The organism is Actinophytocola sp. (assembly GCF_036002505.1).
Taxonomy (GTDB): Bacteria; Actinomycetota; Actinomycetes; order Mycobacteriales; family Pseudonocardiaceae; genus DASYTH01.
This window is the reverse complement of the sequence record NZ_DASYTH010000223.1, coordinates 1-19,395: the sequence shown is the minus strand read 5'-3', so window position 1 is coordinate 19,395 and position 19,395 is coordinate 1. Positions and strand designations below refer to the sequence as shown.

The 19,395-nt window shown below is 71.1% G+C and carries 16 protein-coding genes; 15 read left to right on the top strand and 1 reads right to left on the bottom strand.

Annotation, left to right across the window (positions count from 1 at the left end; genetic code table 11):
• The first annotated feature begins 214 nt into the window (after positions 1-214).
• Positions 215-1,492: a GGDEF domain-containing protein gene (locus VGR06_RS19595; protein ID WP_327560547.1), complete on the top strand. Its 1,278-nt coding sequence runs from the start codon at positions 215-217 to the stop codon at positions 1,490-1,492.
• A gap of 60 nt (positions 1,493-1,552) precedes the next feature.
• On the opposite strand, the gene VGR06_RS19590 is transcribed toward VGR06_RS19595, so the two are convergent.
• Positions 1,553-2,437 (bottom strand): SDR family NAD(P)-dependent oxidoreductase, encoded by an 885-nt coding sequence (locus VGR06_RS19590; protein WP_327560546.1) that lies wholly within the window; start codon positions 2,435-2,437, stop codon positions 1,553-1,555.
• A gap of 147 nt (positions 2,438-2,584) precedes the next feature.
• Between VGR06_RS19590 and VGR06_RS19585 the strand changes: the two genes are divergently transcribed.
• From VGR06_RS19585 to VGR06_RS19520, 14 genes are all read left to right on the top strand, one after another.
• On the top strand, positions 2,585-5,386 hold the full coding sequence (locus tag VGR06_RS19585; RefSeq protein WP_327560545.1) for a helix-turn-helix transcriptional regulator: 2,802 nt from the start codon (positions 2,585-2,587) through the stop codon (positions 5,384-5,386).
• Between the two features lie 61 nt (positions 5,387-5,447).
• Entirely contained in the window at positions 5,448-6,833 is a 1,386-nt protein-coding gene (locus VGR06_RS19580; protein WP_327560544.1) for an MFS transporter, read from the top strand.
• Between the two features lie 162 nt (positions 6,834-6,995).
• Positions 6,996-8,072, top strand: a complete 1,077-nt coding sequence (locus tag VGR06_RS19575; protein WP_327560543.1) for an alpha-hydroxy acid oxidase — start codon at positions 6,996-6,998, stop codon at positions 8,070-8,072.
• 14 nt (positions 8,073-8,086) lie between these two features.
• Positions 8,087-9,415, top strand: coding sequence for a PLP-dependent aminotransferase family protein (locus VGR06_RS19570; RefSeq protein WP_327560542.1), 1,329 nt, complete (start codon positions 8,087-8,089; stop codon positions 9,413-9,415).
• Positions 9,416-9,647: 232 nt separating this feature from the next.
• Positions 9,648-11,048, top strand: coding sequence for a fatty acid--CoA ligase family protein (locus VGR06_RS19565; protein ID WP_327560541.1), 1,401 nt, complete (start codon positions 9,648-9,650; stop codon positions 11,046-11,048).
• 107 nt (positions 11,049-11,155) lie between these two features.
• Positions 11,156-11,431, top strand: a complete 276-nt coding sequence (locus tag VGR06_RS19560) for an acyl carrier protein (protein WP_327560540.1) — start codon at positions 11,156-11,158, stop codon at positions 11,429-11,431.
• Positions 11,432-11,469: 38 nt separating this feature from the next.
• Positions 11,470-11,814 carry a hypothetical protein gene (locus VGR06_RS19555; protein WP_327560539.1) on the top strand — a complete coding sequence of 115 codons (345 nt, stop codon included), beginning with the start codon at positions 11,470-11,472 and terminating at the stop codon, positions 11,812-11,814.
• A gap of 119 nt (positions 11,815-11,933) precedes the next feature.
• Entirely contained in the window at positions 11,934-13,052 is a 1,119-nt protein-coding gene (locus VGR06_RS19550) for a beta-ketoacyl-[acyl-carrier-protein] synthase family protein (RefSeq protein ID WP_327560538.1), read from the top strand.
• Positions 13,049-13,570: a beta-ketoacyl synthase chain length factor gene (locus VGR06_RS19545; protein WP_327560537.1), complete on the top strand. Its 522-nt coding sequence runs from the start codon at positions 13,049-13,051 to the stop codon at positions 13,568-13,570. The genes VGR06_RS19550 and VGR06_RS19545 overlap by 4 nt, the downstream gene beginning before the upstream one ends.
• On the top strand, positions 13,567-15,186 hold the full coding sequence (locus tag VGR06_RS19540; RefSeq protein ID WP_327560536.1) for a class I adenylate-forming enzyme family protein: 1,620 nt from the start codon (positions 13,567-13,569) through the stop codon (positions 15,184-15,186). Before VGR06_RS19545 ends, VGR06_RS19540 begins: the two co-directional genes overlap by 4 nt.
• Positions 15,183-16,442: a beta-ketoacyl-[acyl-carrier-protein] synthase family protein gene (locus VGR06_RS19535; protein WP_327560535.1), complete on the top strand. Its 1,260-nt coding sequence runs from the start codon at positions 15,183-15,185 to the stop codon at positions 16,440-16,442. The genes VGR06_RS19540 and VGR06_RS19535 overlap by 4 nt, the downstream gene beginning before the upstream one ends.
• Before the next feature lie 55 nt (positions 16,443-16,497).
• Positions 16,498-17,562: a 4-hydroxyphenylpyruvate dioxygenase gene (gene hppD, locus VGR06_RS19530; protein ID WP_327560534.1), complete on the top strand. Its 1,065-nt coding sequence runs from the start codon at positions 16,498-16,500 to the stop codon at positions 17,560-17,562.
• 14 nt (positions 17,563-17,576) lie between these two features.
• Positions 17,577-18,485 (top strand): phytanoyl-CoA dioxygenase family protein, encoded by a 909-nt coding sequence (locus VGR06_RS19525; protein ID WP_327560533.1) that lies wholly within the window; start codon positions 17,577-17,579, stop codon positions 18,483-18,485.
• Between the two features lie 152 nt (positions 18,486-18,637).
• Positions 18,638-19,395, top strand: a 758-nt coding sequence (locus VGR06_RS19520; RefSeq protein ID WP_327560532.1) for a methyltransferase, incomplete at its 3' end; no start/stop codon positions are given.

The following is a 19,395-nucleotide window of genomic DNA, read 5'->3' as shown; positions in this document are numbered from 1 at the left end:
GGAACCTCCTTGGACGAACGTCGACCGCGGGGGGAGGAGGACGGTCCTGGGCATCACCATTCGCGCTCTCTCACGGCAGACACCTCCTCCGGGGGGTCGGCCCGGACGGCGACAGCATAAACCTGGTTCGGATGGTCATAGCGGCTCCGGGCGGGACGTGGGTGATCAATCGGGTCCCCTAAGTGTGACCGACCAATCGCCTGAGGAACAACCTGTGCGCGGCGCCGTCTGGCAAATCCGGCACTGGCGGCTGTGGTCGCTGCCGAGGCGGGTTCTGCTCTACGTGATCGGTGTCGAACTGTTCGCGTTGGGCGCGGCGGTGACCGGTCTGGTCACCGGGTCCATACCGAACAGTCGGGACCTCCTGCGCGCTGCCGTGTTGACTGTCGCTGGCGCGGCACATGTGTGGATCTCGTGGCGGACGGAGGAGAGCCGCCGGGACCGGAGCTACGGACCGCACGTGGGAACCACTGTGGTATGGACGTTTCCGGCCATGGTGCTCCTCCCACCGCTGCTCGCGCTGTCCATCGTGCTGTGGCTCCGGGTGCTGATCTACCCGATCAGCCGCCGTCCGCTGTACCGCCAGACGTTCAATCTCGCCAACATCGTGGTCGGAGCGCTGGTCGTGACGCTGGTGTTGCGGGCGGGCGCGGTGGTGGCCGGCTCGGGGTTCACGCCATCGGCGGCACTGACGGTAATCATCGCGGCGGCGGCGTATTTCGTTGCGCAGGCCGTCAACGTCGGGCTCGTCATTGTGCTATCCACGCCGAGACCGAACTTGTCAGTCGCATTGGGTAACCGTGAGGACAATATTTTCGAGGCGCTCACATTGTGTGTTGCCGCCCTTGTCGTGTTCGCGATGAGTTACTCATTGTTGGCGCCAATCGTGGTAGTGCCGGTGGTCTGCGCGGCGGACTGGGCGGTGCGGCAGGTGGAGCGGTTGCGCGGAGACTCGCGGACCGACCACACCACCGGGTTGCTGAACTCCCGGGGCTGGCACGAGCAGGCGGCGCGGGAAGTGGCCCGGGTGCGCCGGGCCGGCCGGCCGCTCGCGGTGGCGGTGCTGGACCTGGACCATTTCAAGTCGGTCAACGACACCTGGGGGCACCCGGCCGGGGACGCGGTGCTGCGCACGGTGGCCGCGGTGCTGGGGGAGCAGACCCGGCAGGGCGACGTGGTGGGGCGGATCGGCGGCGAGGAGTTCGCGCTGCTGCTGCCCGACACCGACGGGACCGCGGCGCTGGTGGTGGCCGAGCGGGTGCGGGCCGGGATCGCCGAGATGCGGGTGCCGGCCACGGACAAGCGCGGGCAGCCGGTGACCATCGAGGGCCGCACCACCTCGGTCGGCATCGCCGGCGGTCTCGATGGCACGGCCGAGCTGGACGCGCTGCTGCACGCGGCGGACGCGGCGCTGTACGAGGCGAAGGTGGGCGGCCGCAACCAGATCAAGGTGAGCGAGAACGGCGGCCGCCCACGATCGCGGCGGGGTTGAATGCCCTGAAGGCGGCCTTCAGGACGTTCAACGCCCTGAAGGCCGCCTTCAGGGCATGCGCTAAGCCGTGGCCGGGGTGAGCCAGTCGCGCAGGCGGGGTGGCAGGCGCTTCTCCAGGCCGTAGGGCTCGAGGTGGGCCTGGAAGACCTCGGTGAAGGCGCGTTCGACGGTGTCGGTGTCCCAGGTGTCGCGTTCGAGGATGGGGGCCTTGAAGTAGGGCTGGCCGACGAGGTGGAGCTGCGGGCCGTTGCAGCGGATCATCTGGCCGGTGATGCCCTCGGAGTCGTCGCTGAGCAGGAACACGATGAGCGGGGCGACCCGATCGGGGGTGTGCTCGGGGAAGACCTTGCGCCGCACGCGTTCGGAGCTCCAGGCCATGCGGGTGTAGGCGACCGGGCAGACGGCGTTGACGCGGATGCCGGCCGCTTCGAGGTCCAGCGCCCAGGAGTAGGTGAGCGAGGCGACGGCGCCCTTGCTGGCCGAGTAGGCGCCCAGGGTGCGCTGGCCGAAGGACGCGCCGGAGGAGATGTTGACGATGGAGCCGCTGCCGTGGTCCTTCATGGCGCGCAGGGCGGCGAGCCCGGTGTAGATCGTGCCGAGCACGTTGACCTCGATGAGCTCCCGGGCCTGCTGGGGGTCGTCGTCCCAGGGGAGGGACTCGTAGGTGAGGCCGGCGTTGTTGACCAGGCCGTCGATTCGGCCGAACCGGTCCACGCAGAGGTCCACGATCGCCGCGGCGGCCTCCGGGTCGGTCACCGAGTGGGTGCTCGCGATCGCCGGGAAGCCACCGGTGCGGATCTCGTCCGCGGTCCGGGTGGCCGCCTCGGCGTCGACGTCGTTGACCACCACCATGGCGCCGGCCCGGCACAGCTGCCAGGCGTAGGCCTCGCCGAGGCCCCGCCCGGCTCCGGTGACCACCACTGCCTTTCCGTCTAGGGATGCCATTGGGATACCCCTCCCCGAACTCCGCTGTTGGAACTTGCGGACAGTGTTGGACCGGCGGGTGATCCGTGGGGACCACCGGCGGCGGGCGGCCGGCATTGTGCGACGAGCGTGATCGCGGGGGTTCGGTCCGGCTAGCATCCGCGGCATATGAGGCCGGGTGTTGAGAGCGCGATCCTCGTCGGGCGCGGCGGCGAGCTGGCGGTGCTGCGCGACGCGCTGGCCGGCGCCGGCGCCGAGCAGCCGGCGACCGTGCTCGTCGGCGGTGAGTCCGGGGTGGGCAAGTCCCGGCTGGTGCGGGAGCTCCTGGCCGGGTTGGGCGGCGGGCGAGCCCGGGCGCTGGTCGGGATGTGCGTCGAGCTGGGTGGCGCGGGGCTGCCGTACGCGCCCTTCACGGCGGCGCTGCGGGGCTCGGACGTGCGGCTCGACGTGGCCGGCGACGGCGAGCTGGGCCGGGTGCGGCTGTTCGAGCGCGTGCTGGCCGAGCTGGACCGGCTGGCCGAGGAACGCCCGCTGGTGCTGGTCATCGAGGACGCGCACTGGGCCGACCGGTCCAGCCGGGACCTGCTGGACTTCCTGGTGCGCAACCAGCAGTCGGTGCCGCGGCTGCTGCTGGTGGTGACCTACCGGGCGGAGGACGTGCACCGCGCGCACCCGCTCCGCTCATTGATCGCCGAGTTGACCCGGCTGCCGTGGGTGCGCCGGCTGGAGCTCGGCCGGCTGTCCCGTGCTGATGTCGTGGCCCAGATGCGGGCCATCCGTGGGCGCGAGCCGGAGCCCGAGCTGGTCGACGCGATCTACCGGCGCAGCGAGGGCAACCCGCTGTTCGTGGAGGCCCTGCTGGACGGCGGTCCACCGGCGGCGTCGCTCGCCGATCTGCTGCTGGACCGGATCGAGCGGCTGCCGGCGGAGACCGGCGCGGTGCTGCGGGCGGCCGCGGCCGGTGGGGCGGCGGTGCCGCATGCCGTGCTGGTGGCCGTGACCGGGCTGGACGACGCGGCGCTCTCGGCGGTGGTGCGGCCCGCGGTGGACGCCAACGTGATCATGGTGGACGGCGACGGGTACGCGTTCCGGCATGCGCTGATCCGGGAGGCGGTGTACGGCAGCTTGCTGCCCGGGGAGCGCGGGCCGCTGCACCGGCGGTACGCCGAGGTGCTCGCGGGCGGGAGGGAAGTCGGCGTTGTGGCGCGGCACCTGATCGCCGCCGGCGAGGCCGGCCCGGCGCTGGTCGCGGCGCACGGGGCGGCGCTGGACCGGGCGGCCTCGCTGGCGTTCGGTGAGCAGCTGGAGATGCTGGCGCACGTGCTGCGGCTGTGGCCGTCGGTGCCGGACGCGGCCGGGCGGATCGGCGCGGACCGGGTGAGTGTGCTGGAGTGGGCGGTCGAGGCGGCGCACAGCGCGGGTGATCACGCTCGGGGTGCCGGGCTGGCCACCGAGGCGCTCGCCTTGGTGGATCAGGGAAGTGAGCCGGTGCGGGCGGCGCGGCTGCTGGTGCGGCGGGGGCTGATGCGCCGGCAGACCGGGCAGGCCGGCGACCTCGACGATCTTCGGGCGGCGGTCGCGCTGGTGCCGGCGGGCGATCCGGCGCGCGCCGGGGTGCTCAACGACCTGGCCGGCCGGTACCTCGAGGGACCGCCGATGCCGGACGCGGCCCGGGCGGCGGCCGAGGAGGCGCTGACCCTGGCGCGGCGCACCGGGGACGACCGGGCGCAGGCGGCGGCCATGGTCACCCTTGCCATCCTGGCCGCCCGGCTCGGCGACCTGGACGCGCAGCTGGTTCGGCTGGCCGAGGCGCGGCGCCTCGCCGAGCGGGTCGGCTCGGACCACGTGGTGATGAGGTCACTGCACCACGAGGCGTCGATCCTGCTGGGGTTCGGCCGGGCCGAGCGCTCCGCCGAGATCGCCCGGGCCGCGCTGACCCGGGTCCAGGCCATGGGGGTGGCCCGCGCCTACGGTGCCGGGCATGCCATCGACCTGATCGGGGCGCTGTACGCGCTCGGCCGGTGGGACGAGGCGCTGGACGGCGTCGAGCACGCGCTGAGCCTGGCGCCGCCGGCCACCTTCCGCGCCCACCTGCTGTGCTACCGCGGGGTGATCTCGTTGCACCGGGGGGATCTCGCGGTGGCCGAGGACGCCGTGGCGCAGTCCCACGAGCTGCTCGCCGGCGCCGCCGGGTTCGCCCAGGATCCGTTGCGGCTGCCCCGGCTGGAGATCCGGCTGCGGCTGGCGCAGGGGCGAACGGCGGACGCGCTCGCAGTGCTCGAACAGGCGCTGGAACTGCCCTACCTGGCCGACGCCGCGCGGTTCACCTGGAACCTGCTCGCGCTCGGCGCCCACGCAGTCGCCGAAGCGCATGGCCAGACACCGCTGCTATCCCGGCTGCGCGAGGTGGCCGACAGAGTGGGCCGGTTCACGCCGGTCCAACATGCCGAGGCACTTGTCTTCGAAGCCGAACTCACCAGGGCCGGCGGGACGTTCGACCGCACGGCATGGGACGCGGCGGTGCGAGCGTGGGACGAGCTCAACCAGCCGCACCGGTTGGCGCAGGCCCTGCTGCCCGCCGCGGAGGCCGCGGTCCTCGACGGCGACCGCGACACCGCGGCGGCAATGCTGCGCCGCGCGGCCAAGATCGCCGATGACCTCGGTGCGACACCGCTGCGCGGCCGGATCGACGATCTGGCCCGGCGGGCCCGGATCACCGTCACCGCGAAGGACACCGTGCCGGACGACCAAGTGCGCCGGGAGCTGGGATTGACTCCGCGGGAGATGGAGATCCTGCGGCTGGTGTCGGCGGGTCGCGGTAACCGGGAGATCGCCGAGGAGCTGTTCATCTCGGCGAAGACGGCCAGCGTGCACGTCTCCAACGTGATCGCGAAGCTGGGCGTGGCGAACAGGGTCGAGGCGGCGGCCGCGGCACACCGGCTCGGTGTCTTAGACACCAGCGGCGGCTGAGCCGGGAAATAGGGCGCCGTCCCAATGTGGGGATGCGCGGCTTAGGGCGAACCTCGTTCGCATGACGACTTTGACGAAGACGAACGAACTCTCCGAGATCCGCCCGGCGGCGGACACCGAGCCGCGCACCCGGTGGGGTGCCGTCGTGGCGGTGTCGCTGGGCATCGTGCTCGCCGCGCTCGACCTGACCATCGTCGCGGTGGCGCTTCCGCTGATCGGCGCCGACTTCGGCGCGGGCCCGGCGCTCACCCAGTGGGTGCTGCTGGCCTACACGATTCCCCTTGTGGCGCTGAGCATTCCGGCCGGGCGCTGGCTGGACCGGGCCGGGCCGCTGCCCTCGTTCCTGCTCGCGGTCGGCGGGTTCGGGGTGGCCAGCGTGCTGATCGCGGTGGCGCCGGGCTTCCCGGTGCTGCTGGCCGGGCGGGTGCTGCAGGGCCTGTTCGGCAGCCTGATCGGCGTGGCGGGCATGCCGATCGTGGCCACGTCGGTGCGGCCGGAGCACCGGGCGCGGGCGATGAGCATCGTGCTGACCCTGATCCCGCTGTCCGGGGTGGCCGGGCCCGCGGTGGGCGGGCTGCTCGCCCAGGCCTACGGCTGGCGCGCGGTGTTCCTGGTGAACATCCCGGTCGTGGTCCTCGCGGCGTTGGTGGCGCGGCGGACGATTCCCGCCCGGCTGGGGCCGAAGGCCGGGTTGCCGGCGCCGGGCCGGGCCATGCTGCGCGAGGCGCTGGTGCTCGGCGTGGGCGCCACGGCCCTGTTCCTGAGCCTGGACCTGGCGGGTCGCGGCGGCGTGGCCGGACCCGCGGGCTTGGCCGTGGTCGCGATCGGCGCCGTGCTGGTGTGGCTGCGGCTGCGGGCGTCCCGGCCGGTGATCGGATTGCTGCGGCGGCGGCCGATCGCGCTGGGATTGACCGCGCTGCCGATGATGACCGCCGGAGTGGGCGGGGTGAACTTCCTGGTGCCGTACTTCCTGGCGGACACGCTGCACGCGGCGCCGCGGATGATCGGGCTGACGCTGCTGACGATGTCCGCGGCGATGGCGGTGGTGTCGCCGGTGGCCGGGGTGCTGGCGGACCGGATCGGCACCCGGCCGGTGGCACTCGCCGGGGTGCTGGTGATCCTCGGCGGGACGGCGGCCATGCTGACCGTCGGCACCGGCGCCGGGTTGCTGGACGTCGCCTGGCCGCTGGCCGTGATCGGGGCCGGCAACGGGTTGTTCGCCGGGCCGAACGTGACCGCGATCCTGGCGGCCACGCCACCGGAGCTCACCGGGGCGTCGAGCGGGATCACCGCGCTGCTGCGGACGATGGGCTTCGCCGCCGGCCCGGCGATCGGGGCGCTGGCGTTCGGGGTGGCCGGCGGTGCGGGTGCGGCGTTCCACGTCGGGTTCGGGGTGCTGACCGTGGCCGCGGCGGTGTCGGTGGCGGCGGTGCTGGCCGACCGGTAACCGGCAAGTTGATCGCCGACGCGGTCCCCGGGCTTGTTCGCCCGGGGACCGCGTGCCATTGTGCCGGCGTGAGCGAGCTTGCGAGCGAACCGTTGGATACTGCCCCGGCGCCGAGCTTGCGAGGCGCTGGGGTCTCCATCAGCGAGCTTGCGAGGTGATGGTTTGAATGACGCGGTGAACCTTGCGGATTTCGAGTTGCGCGCCGAGAGTCTCCTGCCCAAGGGGGTCTGGGATTTCATCGCCGGGGGCAGTGGGGACGAGACGACGCTGGCAGCCAACCGGGCCGCGCTGGACGCCGTCGCGCTGCTGCCCCGGGTGCTCGCCGGCTCTGGGGGCGCGGACACCGGCAGCCAGCTGCTCAAGTGCGAGGCCAGCCTGCCGGTGGCCGCCGCGCCGATGGCCTACCAGCGACTGGTCCATCCGGACGGTGAGCTGGCCCTGGCCGCGGCCGCGCGCGATATCGGGATTCCTTATGTGGCAAGTGTTCTGAGCAGCGCCACGATCGAGGAGATCACCGAGGTCGGGGCCGTCACGTGGTTCCAGTTGTACTGGCTGCGCGACCGGTCGCAAGTGGACGCCATGGTGGCGCGCGCCGAGGCGGCCGGCTGCCAGGTGCTCATGGTCACCGTGGACGTGCCGGTGCTCGGCCGCCGGCTGCGCGACGTGCGCAACGCCTTCCGGCTGCCGGCCGAGGTGGTCGCGGCCAACCTCGTCTCCGGGGGGTTCTCGACCGCGCACAGCAACCCGCTGCGCGGCGAGTCGGCGATCGCCGCGCACACCCAGGAGATCTTCGCCTCCGCGCTCGGCTGGGCGGACCTGGAATGGCTGCGCGAGCGGACCACGCTTCCGTTGGTGGTGAAGGGGATCCTGGATCCGCGGGACGCGGTGCGGGCGGTGGAGACCGGGGCGGACGCGGTGGTGGTGTCCAATCACGGCGGCCGCCAGCTCGACGGCGCGGCGGCCAGTGCGGCGGCGCTGCCGGCGATCGTGGACGCCGTGGGCTCGCGGTGTGAGGTGTTGCTGGACAGTGGGATCCGCAGCGGCACCGACGTGTTGCGGGCGCTGGCGCTGGGCGCGTCCGGGGTGCTGCTGGGCCGCCCGCTGCTGTGGGGGCTCGCGGTGGACGGTGCGCACGGAGCGCATCAGGTGCTTTCGTTACTCCTGAGTGAGCTTCGCGACGCTTTGACCCTCGCCGGGTGTGCGAACCCGGCCGCGGCACGTACGCTTGCGGTTCTGTAGATGGGGAGGGGCGAATGGATGCCACGGACTTAGTCGATACCGCCGATCTGACCACGGCGGCGCTGCACGGCTCGCTGGAAGATCCAGCGTTGAACTCGATGAATTTCCTCAACGAGGTGTCTCACCACTACCCGGACGCGATAACGCTGGCTGCCGGGCGGCCGTGCGAGGAGTTCTTCGACCTCGAGGACCTGCACCGGTACGTGCGCACTTTCTGTAGCTATCTGGGGGACGAGCTCGGTTACTCCGCGGAGCGGGTTCGCCGCCTGGTTTTCCAATATGGCCGGACCAAAGGAATCATCCACGAGCTGGTCGCCACGAACCTGTCACTGGACGAGGGCGTCACGGTCGACCCGGAGTCCATTGTGGTCACCGTGGGTTGCCAGGAGGCCATGTTCCTGGTGGCGCGGGCGCTGCGGGCCGACGAGCGGGACGTGCTGCTCGCCGTGTCGCCGACCTATGTCGGGCTGACCGGCGCTGCCCGGCTGGCGGACCTGCCGGTGGTTCCGGTGGCCACCGGGAGTGCCGGAATCGATTTCGACGATCTGCTCGCGCGCATTCGCCAGACAAGGGAAGCGGGCCGGCGGCCGCGGGCCCTTTACGTGATGCCGGACTTCGCCAACCCGTCGGGGCTGAGCCTGGACGTGCCGATGCGGCGGCGGCTGCTGCAGGTGGCGCGGGACGAGGACATCCTGCTGCTGGAGGACAATCCGTACGGGCTGTTCCACGGCGAGGCGGAGCGGCTGCCCACGCTGAAGGCGCTGGACGAATGGCGCCGGGTGGTGTACCTGGGCTCCTTCGCGAAGTCCGTGCTGCCCGGTGCGCGGGTGGGCTACGTGGTTGCGGACCAGCGGGTGGCGGACGCGAGCGGGGAGATCGGCCTTTTAGCGGATCAGCTCTCGAAGATCAAGAGCATGCTCACGCTGAACACCCCACCCATCGCCCAGGCCGTCGTCGGTGGCAAGCTGCTGCAGTACAATTGCAGCCTGGCCAAGGCGAACGTGCGCGAGCGCGAGCTGTACGCGCGGAACATGAATCGGATCCTGGACGGGCTCGCGGCACGCTTCCCCCGTTCCGCCAACGGTTCCGGCCCGGTCACCTGGACCGTACCGGCCGGTGGGTTCTTCGTCGTGGTCACGGTTCCATTCATCGTGGACGACGCGCTGCTGGAGCGCTCGGCCCGGGACTACGGCGTGCTGTGGACGCCGATGCACCATTTCTACGACGCCGGTACCGCCGTACGGGCGCTGCGGCTGTCCTGCAGTACGGTCACCGGCGCGCAGATCGACGCCGGGATCGAGCGGGTGGCGGCGTTGATCAGCGACCGGCTGCGCGCAGGTTGACCTGCGCGGACCGGGCGTGGTCGACGCTCGGTGATGATCTTGGTGGGGGTTCGGTTACGGCCCGCGCTCAAGTGCAGCGGGTAATCATCCGGTAACCAATCCACATATGGTGCGTTCGGCATGTCGTGACGTACGCTCCGTTCGCTCGGCTGCGGCGGCGACAGCCGGTTGGTTATCACACCTGGACTTGGCGTGCTTATTTCGGTAATGCACGCCTCCTTGCGGAGTGCTCATGACGAAAGGACTGTCGGCGACCCGGGCTGGGCTCGAGACGAGCCCGGAATGGGTCGACGAGATCCTGCTCGCCGGTAGGGACACCGAAATTTGCATACGTGTGGATGGGCCAATTGACCGATCCGCATTGCGCCGAATGGTGGCCGAGCGACAATCACGGCTCGAAGCCGCCGGCTTGGTCGCGGGTGGATCGCTGGCGTTACGTTTACCGCCATCGGTGGCATACATCGCAAACTTGCTCGCCGGATGGCGAATTGGTGCGCAGGTAATCCTGCTCGACCACCGGCTCACCCAGTTCGAGGTGGACAAGGCGCTCGAGCGGCTGGCCCCCCAGGTCGTGGTCGCCCCGCAGACCGTTCGCAGCAGCGCGCTGCGCGCGTTCGCCGACGTCGAGGAATCCGTGTCGACCTACCCGGGCCGCCCGGCCGCGACGCCGCACGCGGTGGTGCAGCTCAGCTCCGGGTCCACCGGACCGTCCAAGGTGATCGGTCGCACGGCCGCCGACCTGGTCGCCGAGCTCGACCGGTACACCCGCATCGACGGCGTGCCGGAGCGCGGCGAGCGGATCATCGTGCTGGCCTCGATGGTGCACGTGCTGGGCCTGGTCGGCGGGCTGCTCTACGGCCTGCACGCCGGCGCCGTGGTGCAGCCCCCGGAGCGGCTCACCGGCGACAGCATCCTGGACGCGGTGGCGAGCGAGCCGACGCCCGCCACCGTGCTCGGTGTCCCGTTCCACATCGGGCTGCTGGCCTCGGTGCTGGACCCGCCGAAGCTGCCCTCGCTCAAGCGGATGACCACCGGCGGCGAGCTGCAGCCGGCCGCCGTCCTCGGGGCGTTCGACGCGAAGTACGGCGTTCCGCTGGGCAACATGTGGGGGATGACCGAGGTCGGCGTGATCGCCACGGACCTCTTCGGCGAGCACCGGCCCTCGCTCATGCCGGCGCCCGGGCTGGACGTGGTCGAGCGCGACGGCGAACTTCTGGTGAGCCGGCCGCAGTCGCCCTACATCGGACTGGTGGACCCGACCCGGTGGGCGGACGGCTGGCTGCACACCAAGGACGCCGGCACGGTGGACCCGGAAACCCGGTTGGTCACCGTGAAGGGCCGGCTCGACTCGCAGGTCTCGGTCGGCGGTCTCAAGGTGGACCTGACCGAGGTGGAGGCCACGCTCGGGGAGCTGCCCGGGGTGCTGGCCGCGGTCGTCCTCTTCGACGAGGTGATCACCGCCTACGTGCAGCTCGCCGCGCCCGCCACGGCGGACTCGGTGGACGCCGCGCTCGCCGAGCGGCTGGCCGCCTACAAGCGACCGCGCCGGGTGCACGTGCTCGACCCGTTCCCCCGCACCACCACCGGAAAGCTCGTCCGCGACCGCTCGGTGTTGAAGGCCGCGACGTCGTAAGCGGAGCGTGACTAGAGTCACGCGGCCGTCATGCCGGGCAGGACCCGGTCGATAACTGAATTCGGTCAGAACAGGACCGGGAGAAATCATGAAGGAGAGATGATCCTATGAGGGCGGAGATCCGCGAGTTCGTCATCGCCCAGCTGGCGGAGATGAACTACGACGTCGAGGGGGTCGACGACGAGACGACCCTCGGGCCGTCCGGTGTCGACCTGGAGTCGCTGGCGCTGGCCGATCTCGCCGTGCGGGTGGAGGACCGGTTCGGCGTGAAGTTCGGCGACGACGAGTCCGAGGCGCTGGCGCTGATGACCGTGGGTGAGTTCACCACGACCGTGGCCGACCGGGTGGCGCAACTGGACGGTGCGGGGCAGGCCAGCCAGTGAGTGCAAGCGGGGGCGCGAAGGTCGGGCGGGATGACGTCGTGGAGATCCTGGCCAGCTTTCACACGAGGCCGTTCGCGGACATTCCCGAGCGGATCGACTCGATGGAGCTGGCCTGGTTGGTGCACCAGGTGGAGCAGCGCTACGGGGTGCGCCTCGAGCTCGACGACGGCCAGCTGGGCCGGATGCAAACCGTTTCGGGGGCGGTCGACGTGCTCCGGGAAGTGATCGAGCCCGAGGAGCATTCACAACACCGACTAGCGACGGCGGGCCGGCACGCGTCGAGCGACGGAGCCGTTCACGATCCGGCTAGCGAGGGTGGGCCGGAGGTTCGCCCGAGTGGCCGGACAAGCAACCATTCGACCGAGCCGGGCACGAGACCGTGAACGGCTCCGTCGCTGCGTGGCGGTCTGCCGGAGCGGTCGGTCAGGTGACCGGCCACGGTGTCCCGCCACAACGAATCGTTGTGAATGTTCCTCATCCTGAGGAAAACACGGTCTGAGTCATGGAAGAGGTCGGGTTAGCCGGGTTAGCCGCGGTCAGCGCGCTCGGGCGGGGGGCGGAGGCGCAGCTGGCCGGCGCTCTGGCGGGAACGGCGCCGTTTACGACGGTGCAGCGGTTCCCCATCGAAAGGCATCGGGTCAAGGTCGCCGCGACGCTGCCGGACGCGGGCACGCTGAGCGACGAGCTGGCGGATGTCATCGATCAGGCGTGCACGCAGGCGGGGTTGACTCACGACGAGCGCGCGGCCACGCCGCTCATGCTGGCCGTGCATGCTTTCCCTGACGCGCCAAGGGTTTCCCTCGACAGATGGCGAACTCCCGCGGAGCTGGCGGAGTCCCTGTCCGGCACGGTCGGGACCGGTCCGGTGGCTCGGGTGTACACCAGCGCGTGCGTATCCGGGAGCACCGCGGTGGCCGAGGCGGCCGGAATGATCCGCACCGGGCGGGCGGAGCGGGTCGTGGTGGCCGGCGGCTACCTGGTCGAGTCGGACCAGTTCGCGTTGTTCGACGCCGGGCGGACGCTGGCCACCGACGGTGCGGTGCGGCCGTTCAGCGTGGGCCGGACCGGGCTGCTGCTCGGCGACGCGGTGGCCGCGGTGGTGCTGGAGTCGGTGGCGGTGACCCGCCGCCGGGCGCGCACGGAGCTGGCTCAGCTCGTGGGCTGGGGCCGGGCCGGTGACGCCTTCCACGCCGTGCAGCCGCATCCGCAAGGGGACGGCATGGCGCGCGCGATCTCGGCGGCGCTGCGCCGGGCCGGGATCGAGCCGGACGCGCTGGGCTACGTCAACGCGCACGGCACCGGCACGCCGTACAGCGACACCGCGGAGGCGGCCGCGCTGCACCGGGCGCTGGGGCCGGCCGCGGCGCGGATCCCGATCAGCTCGACCAAGGCGACGCACGGGCACGCGCTGGAGGCGTCCGCACTGATCGAGCTGGTGGTCACGGTGCTGGCGATGCGGGCCGGGAAGCTTCCGGTGAACGCGGGATTCCTGGCACCGGACGAGGACTGCGAGCTCAACGTGATCACGTCGGGCCCGCGCTCGGTCAACAGCGACCATGCGCTGAGCGTGAACGCGGCGTTCGGCGGCGCCAACACCGCGCTGGTGGTGAAGACCCCATGATCGCCGCCGAGTTAACCGTCGTTAGCCAGGCGAGCTGGCCCGAGCCGGACGATCGCGAGCTGCCGCCGGTGCCGGGGTTCATCCTGTCCTCGTTCAACCCGCTGGTGGCGGAGGTGGCCGACCGGTGCCTGCGCCGGCACTACGGTGAACCCCCGCTCACCCCGGAGCGTGGCGGTGCGGTGGCGATGATCATCGTGAGCGCCAGCGGCGACGCGGTGTCGGCGGACCATGTGGCCCGGACGGTGGACGCGGGCAGCCGGGTGGGGCCGCTGTTCTTCTTCCAGTCCGTGCCGAACGCCATCGCCGGTCATGTCGCCGCGCGGTGGGGGCTGGGCGGACCGGTCGTGTGCCTGTGCCCGACCGGCGATCCGCGGGCGAACGGGCTCGCGCAGGCGGCCGCGCTGATCGAGGACGGCGACGCGTCGGCGGCGCTCGTCGTGCTCGTCGAACAGGAATCTCAAGTGGACGGTGGGCCGGCCGGCGCCGCCGCGGTGCTGGTGTGTACGGAGGGGCAGTGAAACCTAGGAGTATGCGGGCGCGGCTCGCGGCGGACGAGAGCCTCGGGGCCGGCAACGTCCTGGCCACCCTGCTGCGGCTCGGCGCGGACCCGGACGGCCCGGGCCTGATCTTCGACACCGAGGTCGACGGCCGGCACCCGGCCGGGACGATGATCACGTTGGGGCAGCTGGACGAGCGGGTGAACGCCCGCACGGACTGGTTGCACCGGCGGGGGATCAAGCCGCGGGACCCGGTCGCGGTATGGACCACCGACGCGGCCGACATCATCCTGAGCTTCCTGGCGCTGAGCCGGATCGGCGCGATTCCCGCGCTGATGAACGGAAAGATGCCGCCGGAGATCGCCGCCGAGTACATCCGCCGGCTGCGCTCGGTCGGGGTGCTCGCCGACGCGCCGCACCGGGAGTTGCTGGCCGGCCACGACATCGGGGTGCCGGTCCTGGCCGCCCCGGCCGAGCTGGGCACCGGCGACCCGGGCACCGCGCCGCCGCACTACCCGCACCACGAGGACGACCCGGTGGTGATCACGCACAGCTCCGGCACCACCGGGGTGCCGAAGGCGGTGATGCACACCCACACCACGATCTACGCGGCGACCCGGCACCTGCTGACGCTGCCGCAGGCGCAGGGCACCAACCGGATCCTCAACGCGCTGCCCATCCCGCACACCGCGACCGTGATCATGATGAACCAGGCGCTGGGCAACCGGGCCGAGTTCTACTCGTTGTCCAAACAGGACGGCTCGTACGTGCTCGACGCGATCGAGCGGTGGCGGCCGGCGGGGGTGTTCGGCTTCGCGGTCACCTGGGCGGGGCTTGCCCGGTACGATCTTTCGAAGCATGACCTGGACTCGGTGCGGATGTGGTTCAACACCGGGGACTGCGCGCACGAGTCGCACATCCGCCGGCTGGTGGCGGTCGGCTCGCATCAGACCGTGACCAGGCAAGGGGTGGTCACGGTCCCCGGCTCGGTGTTCATCGACGGCCTGGGCTCCAGCGAGATGGGCCACTCGATGTTCTACATCCACCACACCAACGAGACCGAGAAGTACGGGCGGTGCATCGGCAAGCCCTACGAGTTCGTGCAGGCGGTGGTGATCGACAAGGAGGGCAACGAGGTACCGCCCGGCGTGGTCGGCTACCTCGGGCTGAAGGCGCCGAGCCTGTCGCCGACCTACTGGAACGACTCGGTCACCACCTACCGGTTCAAGGTCAACGGCTGGAGCCTGTACGGCGACCTCGTCTACCGCGACGAGGAGGGCTGGTTCTACCACATGGACCGGGCGCCGGACGCCGGCGAGCTGGGTGACGGGCGGCAGGTGTACACGGCGATGTCCGAGGAGCGGGTGCTGTCGGCGATGCCCGAGGTGATCGACTGCACCGCGGTGGTGGTCACCGAGAACGGCACGGTCACCACGGACTTCCTGCTGGAGCTCGAGGACGGCGCCGATCCCGACGTCGACCGCACCGAGCGGGTGCGCGCGGCGATCGGTGAGCCGGCCGGATCCACGCTGCGGCGGGTGGTCGCGGTGTCCACAGGGGACCTTCCGCTGACGGTGACCGGAAAGGTACGCAAGTTCCTGCTGCGCCAGCAGCATCTGGCCGAGTTGGCCCGATGAGCGCGACGATCACCGGAATCGGCCTGCGCACTCCCGTCGGGGACGGCGTCGAGGACGTCTTCGACGCGTTGTGTGCCGGCCGGTCCGGGCTTTCCCGCCCGCCGGAGGGGCATCCAGTGTCCGGGTCGCTGGAGGTCGGCGGGTTCATGGCCGACATCGACCCGCGGACGGTGCTCAAGGGGCCGGACGCCAACACGCTGGACCGGATCGTCGTGCTGGCGTTGCTGACCGCCGCGGACGCGCTGGCGGACGCGGGGATCGAGGTGGGCCGGGACGTGGACCCGGCGCGCATCGGAGTGATCGTCGGTGGGGTGGGCGGCATGGCCACCATGGAGCGGCAGGTGCTGGCGCGCGGAGAGCGGGGCCGGCCCGCGGTGAGCCCGTACCTGCTCACCGGGATCCTGCCGAACATGCCGGCGGCCCGGATCGCGATCCGGTTCGGGATCCGGGGTTACAGCTCGTCGGTGGGCACCGCGTGCGCCTCGGGGGCGCAGGCGATCACCGACGGGCTGCGGCTGATCCGGGAGGGTGTGGCGGACGTGGTGCTCTGCGGGGCCAGCGAGGCGCCGCTGTTCCCGACGTTCGCCGACACGTTCGGCAACGCGCGGGCGCTGGCCCGCGGGTGGGACGAGCCGACCGAGGCGAGCCGGCCGTTTGACCGGCGCCGCAACGGTTTCGTGCTCGCCGAGGGGACCGGGCTGGTGGTGCTGGAGCGGGCGGCGCACGCCGACGCGCGCGGCGCCGCCGGCTACGCGGACGTGATCGGCTGGGGCGCCACGACCGACGCGCACCACCCGACCACGCCCCGCCCGGACGGCACCGGCGCCGCGGAGTGCATGCGCCGCGCGCTGGCCGACGGGCAGACCCAACCGTCCGAAGTGGACTACATCAACGCACACGGCACCGGCACGAAGCTGGGCGACGTGGCGGAAGCCACAGCCATCAGGTCGGTGTTCGGGCCTAACACTCCGCCGGTCAGCTCGACAAAGTCGTTGACCGGTCACATGTTGGGCACGTCCGGGGTGGTGGAGGCGGTAGCCAGCGCGCTGGCGGTCGCACGGCATGTCGCACCACCGACGTACAACCTCGACGACCCGGACCCCGCGTGCGCCCTCGAGCACATCAGGAAGGCGCCGCTGACCGAGCACCTTGATCGTTCGTTGTCCAACTCGTTCGGCTTCGGCGGGCAGAACGTGAGCCTGCTGTTCGGTCCGGCGAGCACGGGCATGGCGCGGCGGAACACCAAGGGGCAATAAGCAAGTTCGCCGGAGCCGGTCACCCCGGCGCCCGGGAGAAGGAGAAGGTTGGACAATGAACATCTCTGGAATAGACCACATTGAGCTCTACGTGGGCGATGCGCGGCAGACCGCGTTCTATTTGTGCACCGCGTTCGGGTTCACGGTGTGCGGGCAGGGTGGCCCGGAGACCGGTCTGGCCGGACAGCGGTCGCTGCTGTTGCGCCAGGGCGGTATCCAGATGGTGCTGACCTCAGGACTGGTCGCCGAGCACCCGGCGACCGAGTACGTGCGCCGGCACGGCGACGGCGTGGCGATCGTGGGCATCGGCGTGGACGACGCGGCGCAGGCCTACCACGATCTCGTCGAGCGGGGCGCGAAGCCGGTCTCGCCGCCGGCGGAGTACGTGTGCGACGACGTGAAGGTGGTCGTGGCCGAGGTGTCCGGGTTCGGCGACGTGACCCACCGGCTGGTCGAGCGGCACGGCCCGCAGCGGGAGTTCCTGCCCGGCGCCATCGAGGTGGACGAGCCGGACCCGCACGGTGACGGCAAGCTGCTGCGCGAGATCGACCACCTCGCGATCTGCGTGCCGGCCGGAACCCTTGACGCCACGGCGAAGTACTACGAGGACGTGTTCGGCTTCAACCAGATCTTCGAGGAGTACATCGAGGTCGGCGGGCAGGGCATGGACTCCAAGGTGGTGCAGAGCCCGTCCCAGCACGTCACGTTCACGCTGATCGAGCCGGACCCGGAGCGCCGCCCCGGCCAGATCGACGACTTCCTGTCCTGGCACGCCGGCGCGGGCGTGCAGCACGTCGCGTTCGGCACCGACGACATCGTCACCGCGGTGGGCACGCTGGCCGAGCACGGGGTGCGGTTCCTGGGCACGCCGCCGGCCTACTACGACACGCTGGAGGAGCGGGTCGGGCACCTGGACGCGGCGCTGGAGGACCTGCAACGGCTGGGCATCCTGGTCGACCGGGACCACTGGGGCCAGCTGATGCAGGTGTTCACCGAGTCCATGCACGTCCGCCGCACGCTGTTCCTGGAGATCATCGAGCGCCGGGGGGCGCTGACCTTCGGCAGCGGCAACATCAAGGCGCTCTACGCGGCCAAGCAGCGCGAGCTTTCCGGTAAGTGAGAGAGGGGATACGAGTGACTGTCGCACGTGAGTTCACGCTGACCGAGCAGGATCTGGCGCTGCTGCCGTCCGATGAGGACGTCGCGTTCTTCGCCGAGCACGGTTGGTACCTTTCCAAGAAACTGTTCACCGACGCCGAGGTCGACGACCTGTTATCGGCGACCGAGCGGTACTACGCGGGGGAGCGTGACCGCACCCTCCCGGCCAGACCGCCGCGGCTGGCCTACTGGGAGCCGTCCCACGGCGATGTCCAGCGGCACAACGACTACGTCCACTACGAGAGCGACGGCATCGCCAAGGCGCTGCTCAAGCCGGTCATCGGCGCGGTGGCCGCGCGGCTGGCCCAGACCTTGGAGATCCGGGTGTTCCAGACGACCCTGATCTACAAGCCGCCGATCCCCGGCGAGCGGTCGAACATCGTGCCGTGGCACTTCGACAAGCACTACTGGGCGTCGTCCACTTCGGAGCAGATGCTGACCGCGTTCATCCCCTTCCACGACTGTGACGAGGAGATGGGCACGATCACGATGGTGGACGGCAGCAACAACTGGGCGGAGGTCGGCTTCGAGGACAGCACCAACCAGCACTTCGCCAAGCGGGACCGCTCGCAGCTGGAGCAGATGCTCGAGGAGAACGCGGCGTACAACAACGCCACGGTGGACAAGATCCCGATGATCATCCCCAAGGGACACATGAGCTTCCACCACTGCAAGACCTACCACGGCAGCGGCGCCAACCGCAGTGACCGCCCGCGCCGGGCGGTCTCGCTGCACCTGCAGGACGGCGACAACGCCTACCGCGAGTTCCCGCTCTCCGACGGCAGCCTCGCCATCTACAACCACGACTCGCTGGTGCGCCGCACGCCGGACGGCCACCCGGACTACTCCGACCCCGAGTACTGCCCGGTCATCTGGCGGAGGTGAACATCCATGTTGGCGCCCCACGTCGTCGTGTTTGCCTGTGACGTCGCCATGTTTGCGCGTGGCGGTGCTGTGTTGGCCGCCATCGGCCAACATGGCGACGTGAGCGGCCAACATGGCGACGTGAGCGGCCAACATGCGGGGTGGGGTGGGGTATGACGGACGGCTTCGCGCGGCGCAGGCTGCTCGGCACGCTCTCCGCGAGCGTGCCGGCGCAGTGCGTGTACGCGCTGGCCAAGCTCGGCGTGCCGGACCTGCTGGCCGCGGGTCCGCGCACGGTGACCGACTTGGCCGCGGCGGCCGGCGCGGACCCCCAGGCCCTGCGCCGGATGCTGCGCGCGCTGTCGTCGATGAGCCTGTTCCGCCAGACCGCGCCGGACACCTACGCGCTGACCTCGGCCGCCGAGCTGCTCCGCGCGGACGTGCCGGGCTCGCTGCGCCAGGCGGCGATCATGCACGGGGAGGCGGTGTACCGCTCGTTCGCCGAGATCATGCACACCGTCCACACCGGAGAACCGGCGTTCGAGAAGGTGCACGGCCAGCCCTTCTACGACTACCTGGCCGCCCACCCAGCCATCGCCGAAGTGTTCGCAGAGGCGATGGGCAGCGAGCCGGTCGCTGGCCTGCTGGCCGAGGTCGACCTGAGTGGCGTCCGAACTCTCGTGGACGTGGGTGGCGGCAACGGCGGGCTGCTTGCGGAGGTACTCACCGCGCATCCGGGGATGCGCGGCGTGCTACTGGAACTGCCGGATTCCATCCGCGCGGCCAGGCCGAGGCTCACGAAGGCCGGCGTGCTGGACCGGGTCGAACTCCTCGAGGGGAACTTCTTCGACGACATCCCGGCCGGTGGCGATGTCTACGTCCTGGCGAGGGTTCTGCACAACTGGACCGACGGGCATGCCGAGACCATCCT

Coding starts and splice junctions, on each gene's coding strand:
- VGR06_RS19590 (WP_327560546.1), bottom strand. CDS start 2,437: ATGGCATCCCTAGACGGAAAGGCAGTGGTGGTCACCGGAGCCGGGCGG.
- VGR06_RS19585 (WP_327560545.1), top strand. CDS start 2,585: ATGAGGCCGGGTGTTGAGAGCGCGATCCTCGTCGGGCGCGGCGGCGAG.
- VGR06_RS19580 (WP_327560544.1), top strand. CDS start 5,448: ATGACGACTTTGACGAAGACGAACGAACTCTCCGAGATCCGCCCGGCG.
- VGR06_RS19570 (WP_327560542.1), top strand. CDS start 8,087: ATGGATGCCACGGACTTAGTCGATACCGCCGATCTGACCACGGCGGCG.
- VGR06_RS19565 (WP_327560541.1), top strand. CDS start 9,648: ATGACGAAAGGACTGTCGGCGACCCGGGCTGGGCTCGAGACGAGCCCG.
- VGR06_RS19560 (WP_327560540.1), top strand. CDS start 11,156: ATGAGGGCGGAGATCCGCGAGTTCGTCATCGCCCAGCTGGCGGAGATG.
- VGR06_RS19550 (WP_327560538.1), top strand. CDS start 11,934: ATGGAAGAGGTCGGGTTAGCCGGGTTAGCCGCGGTCAGCGCGCTCGGG.
- VGR06_RS19545 (WP_327560537.1), top strand. CDS start 13,049: ATGATCGCCGCCGAGTTAACCGTCGTTAGCCAGGCGAGCTGGCCCGAG.
- VGR06_RS19535 (WP_327560535.1), top strand. CDS start 15,183: ATGAGCGCGACGATCACCGGAATCGGCCTGCGCACTCCCGTCGGGGAC.
- hppD (WP_327560534.1), top strand. CDS start 16,498: ATGAACATCTCTGGAATAGACCACATTGAGCTCTACGTGGGCGATGCG.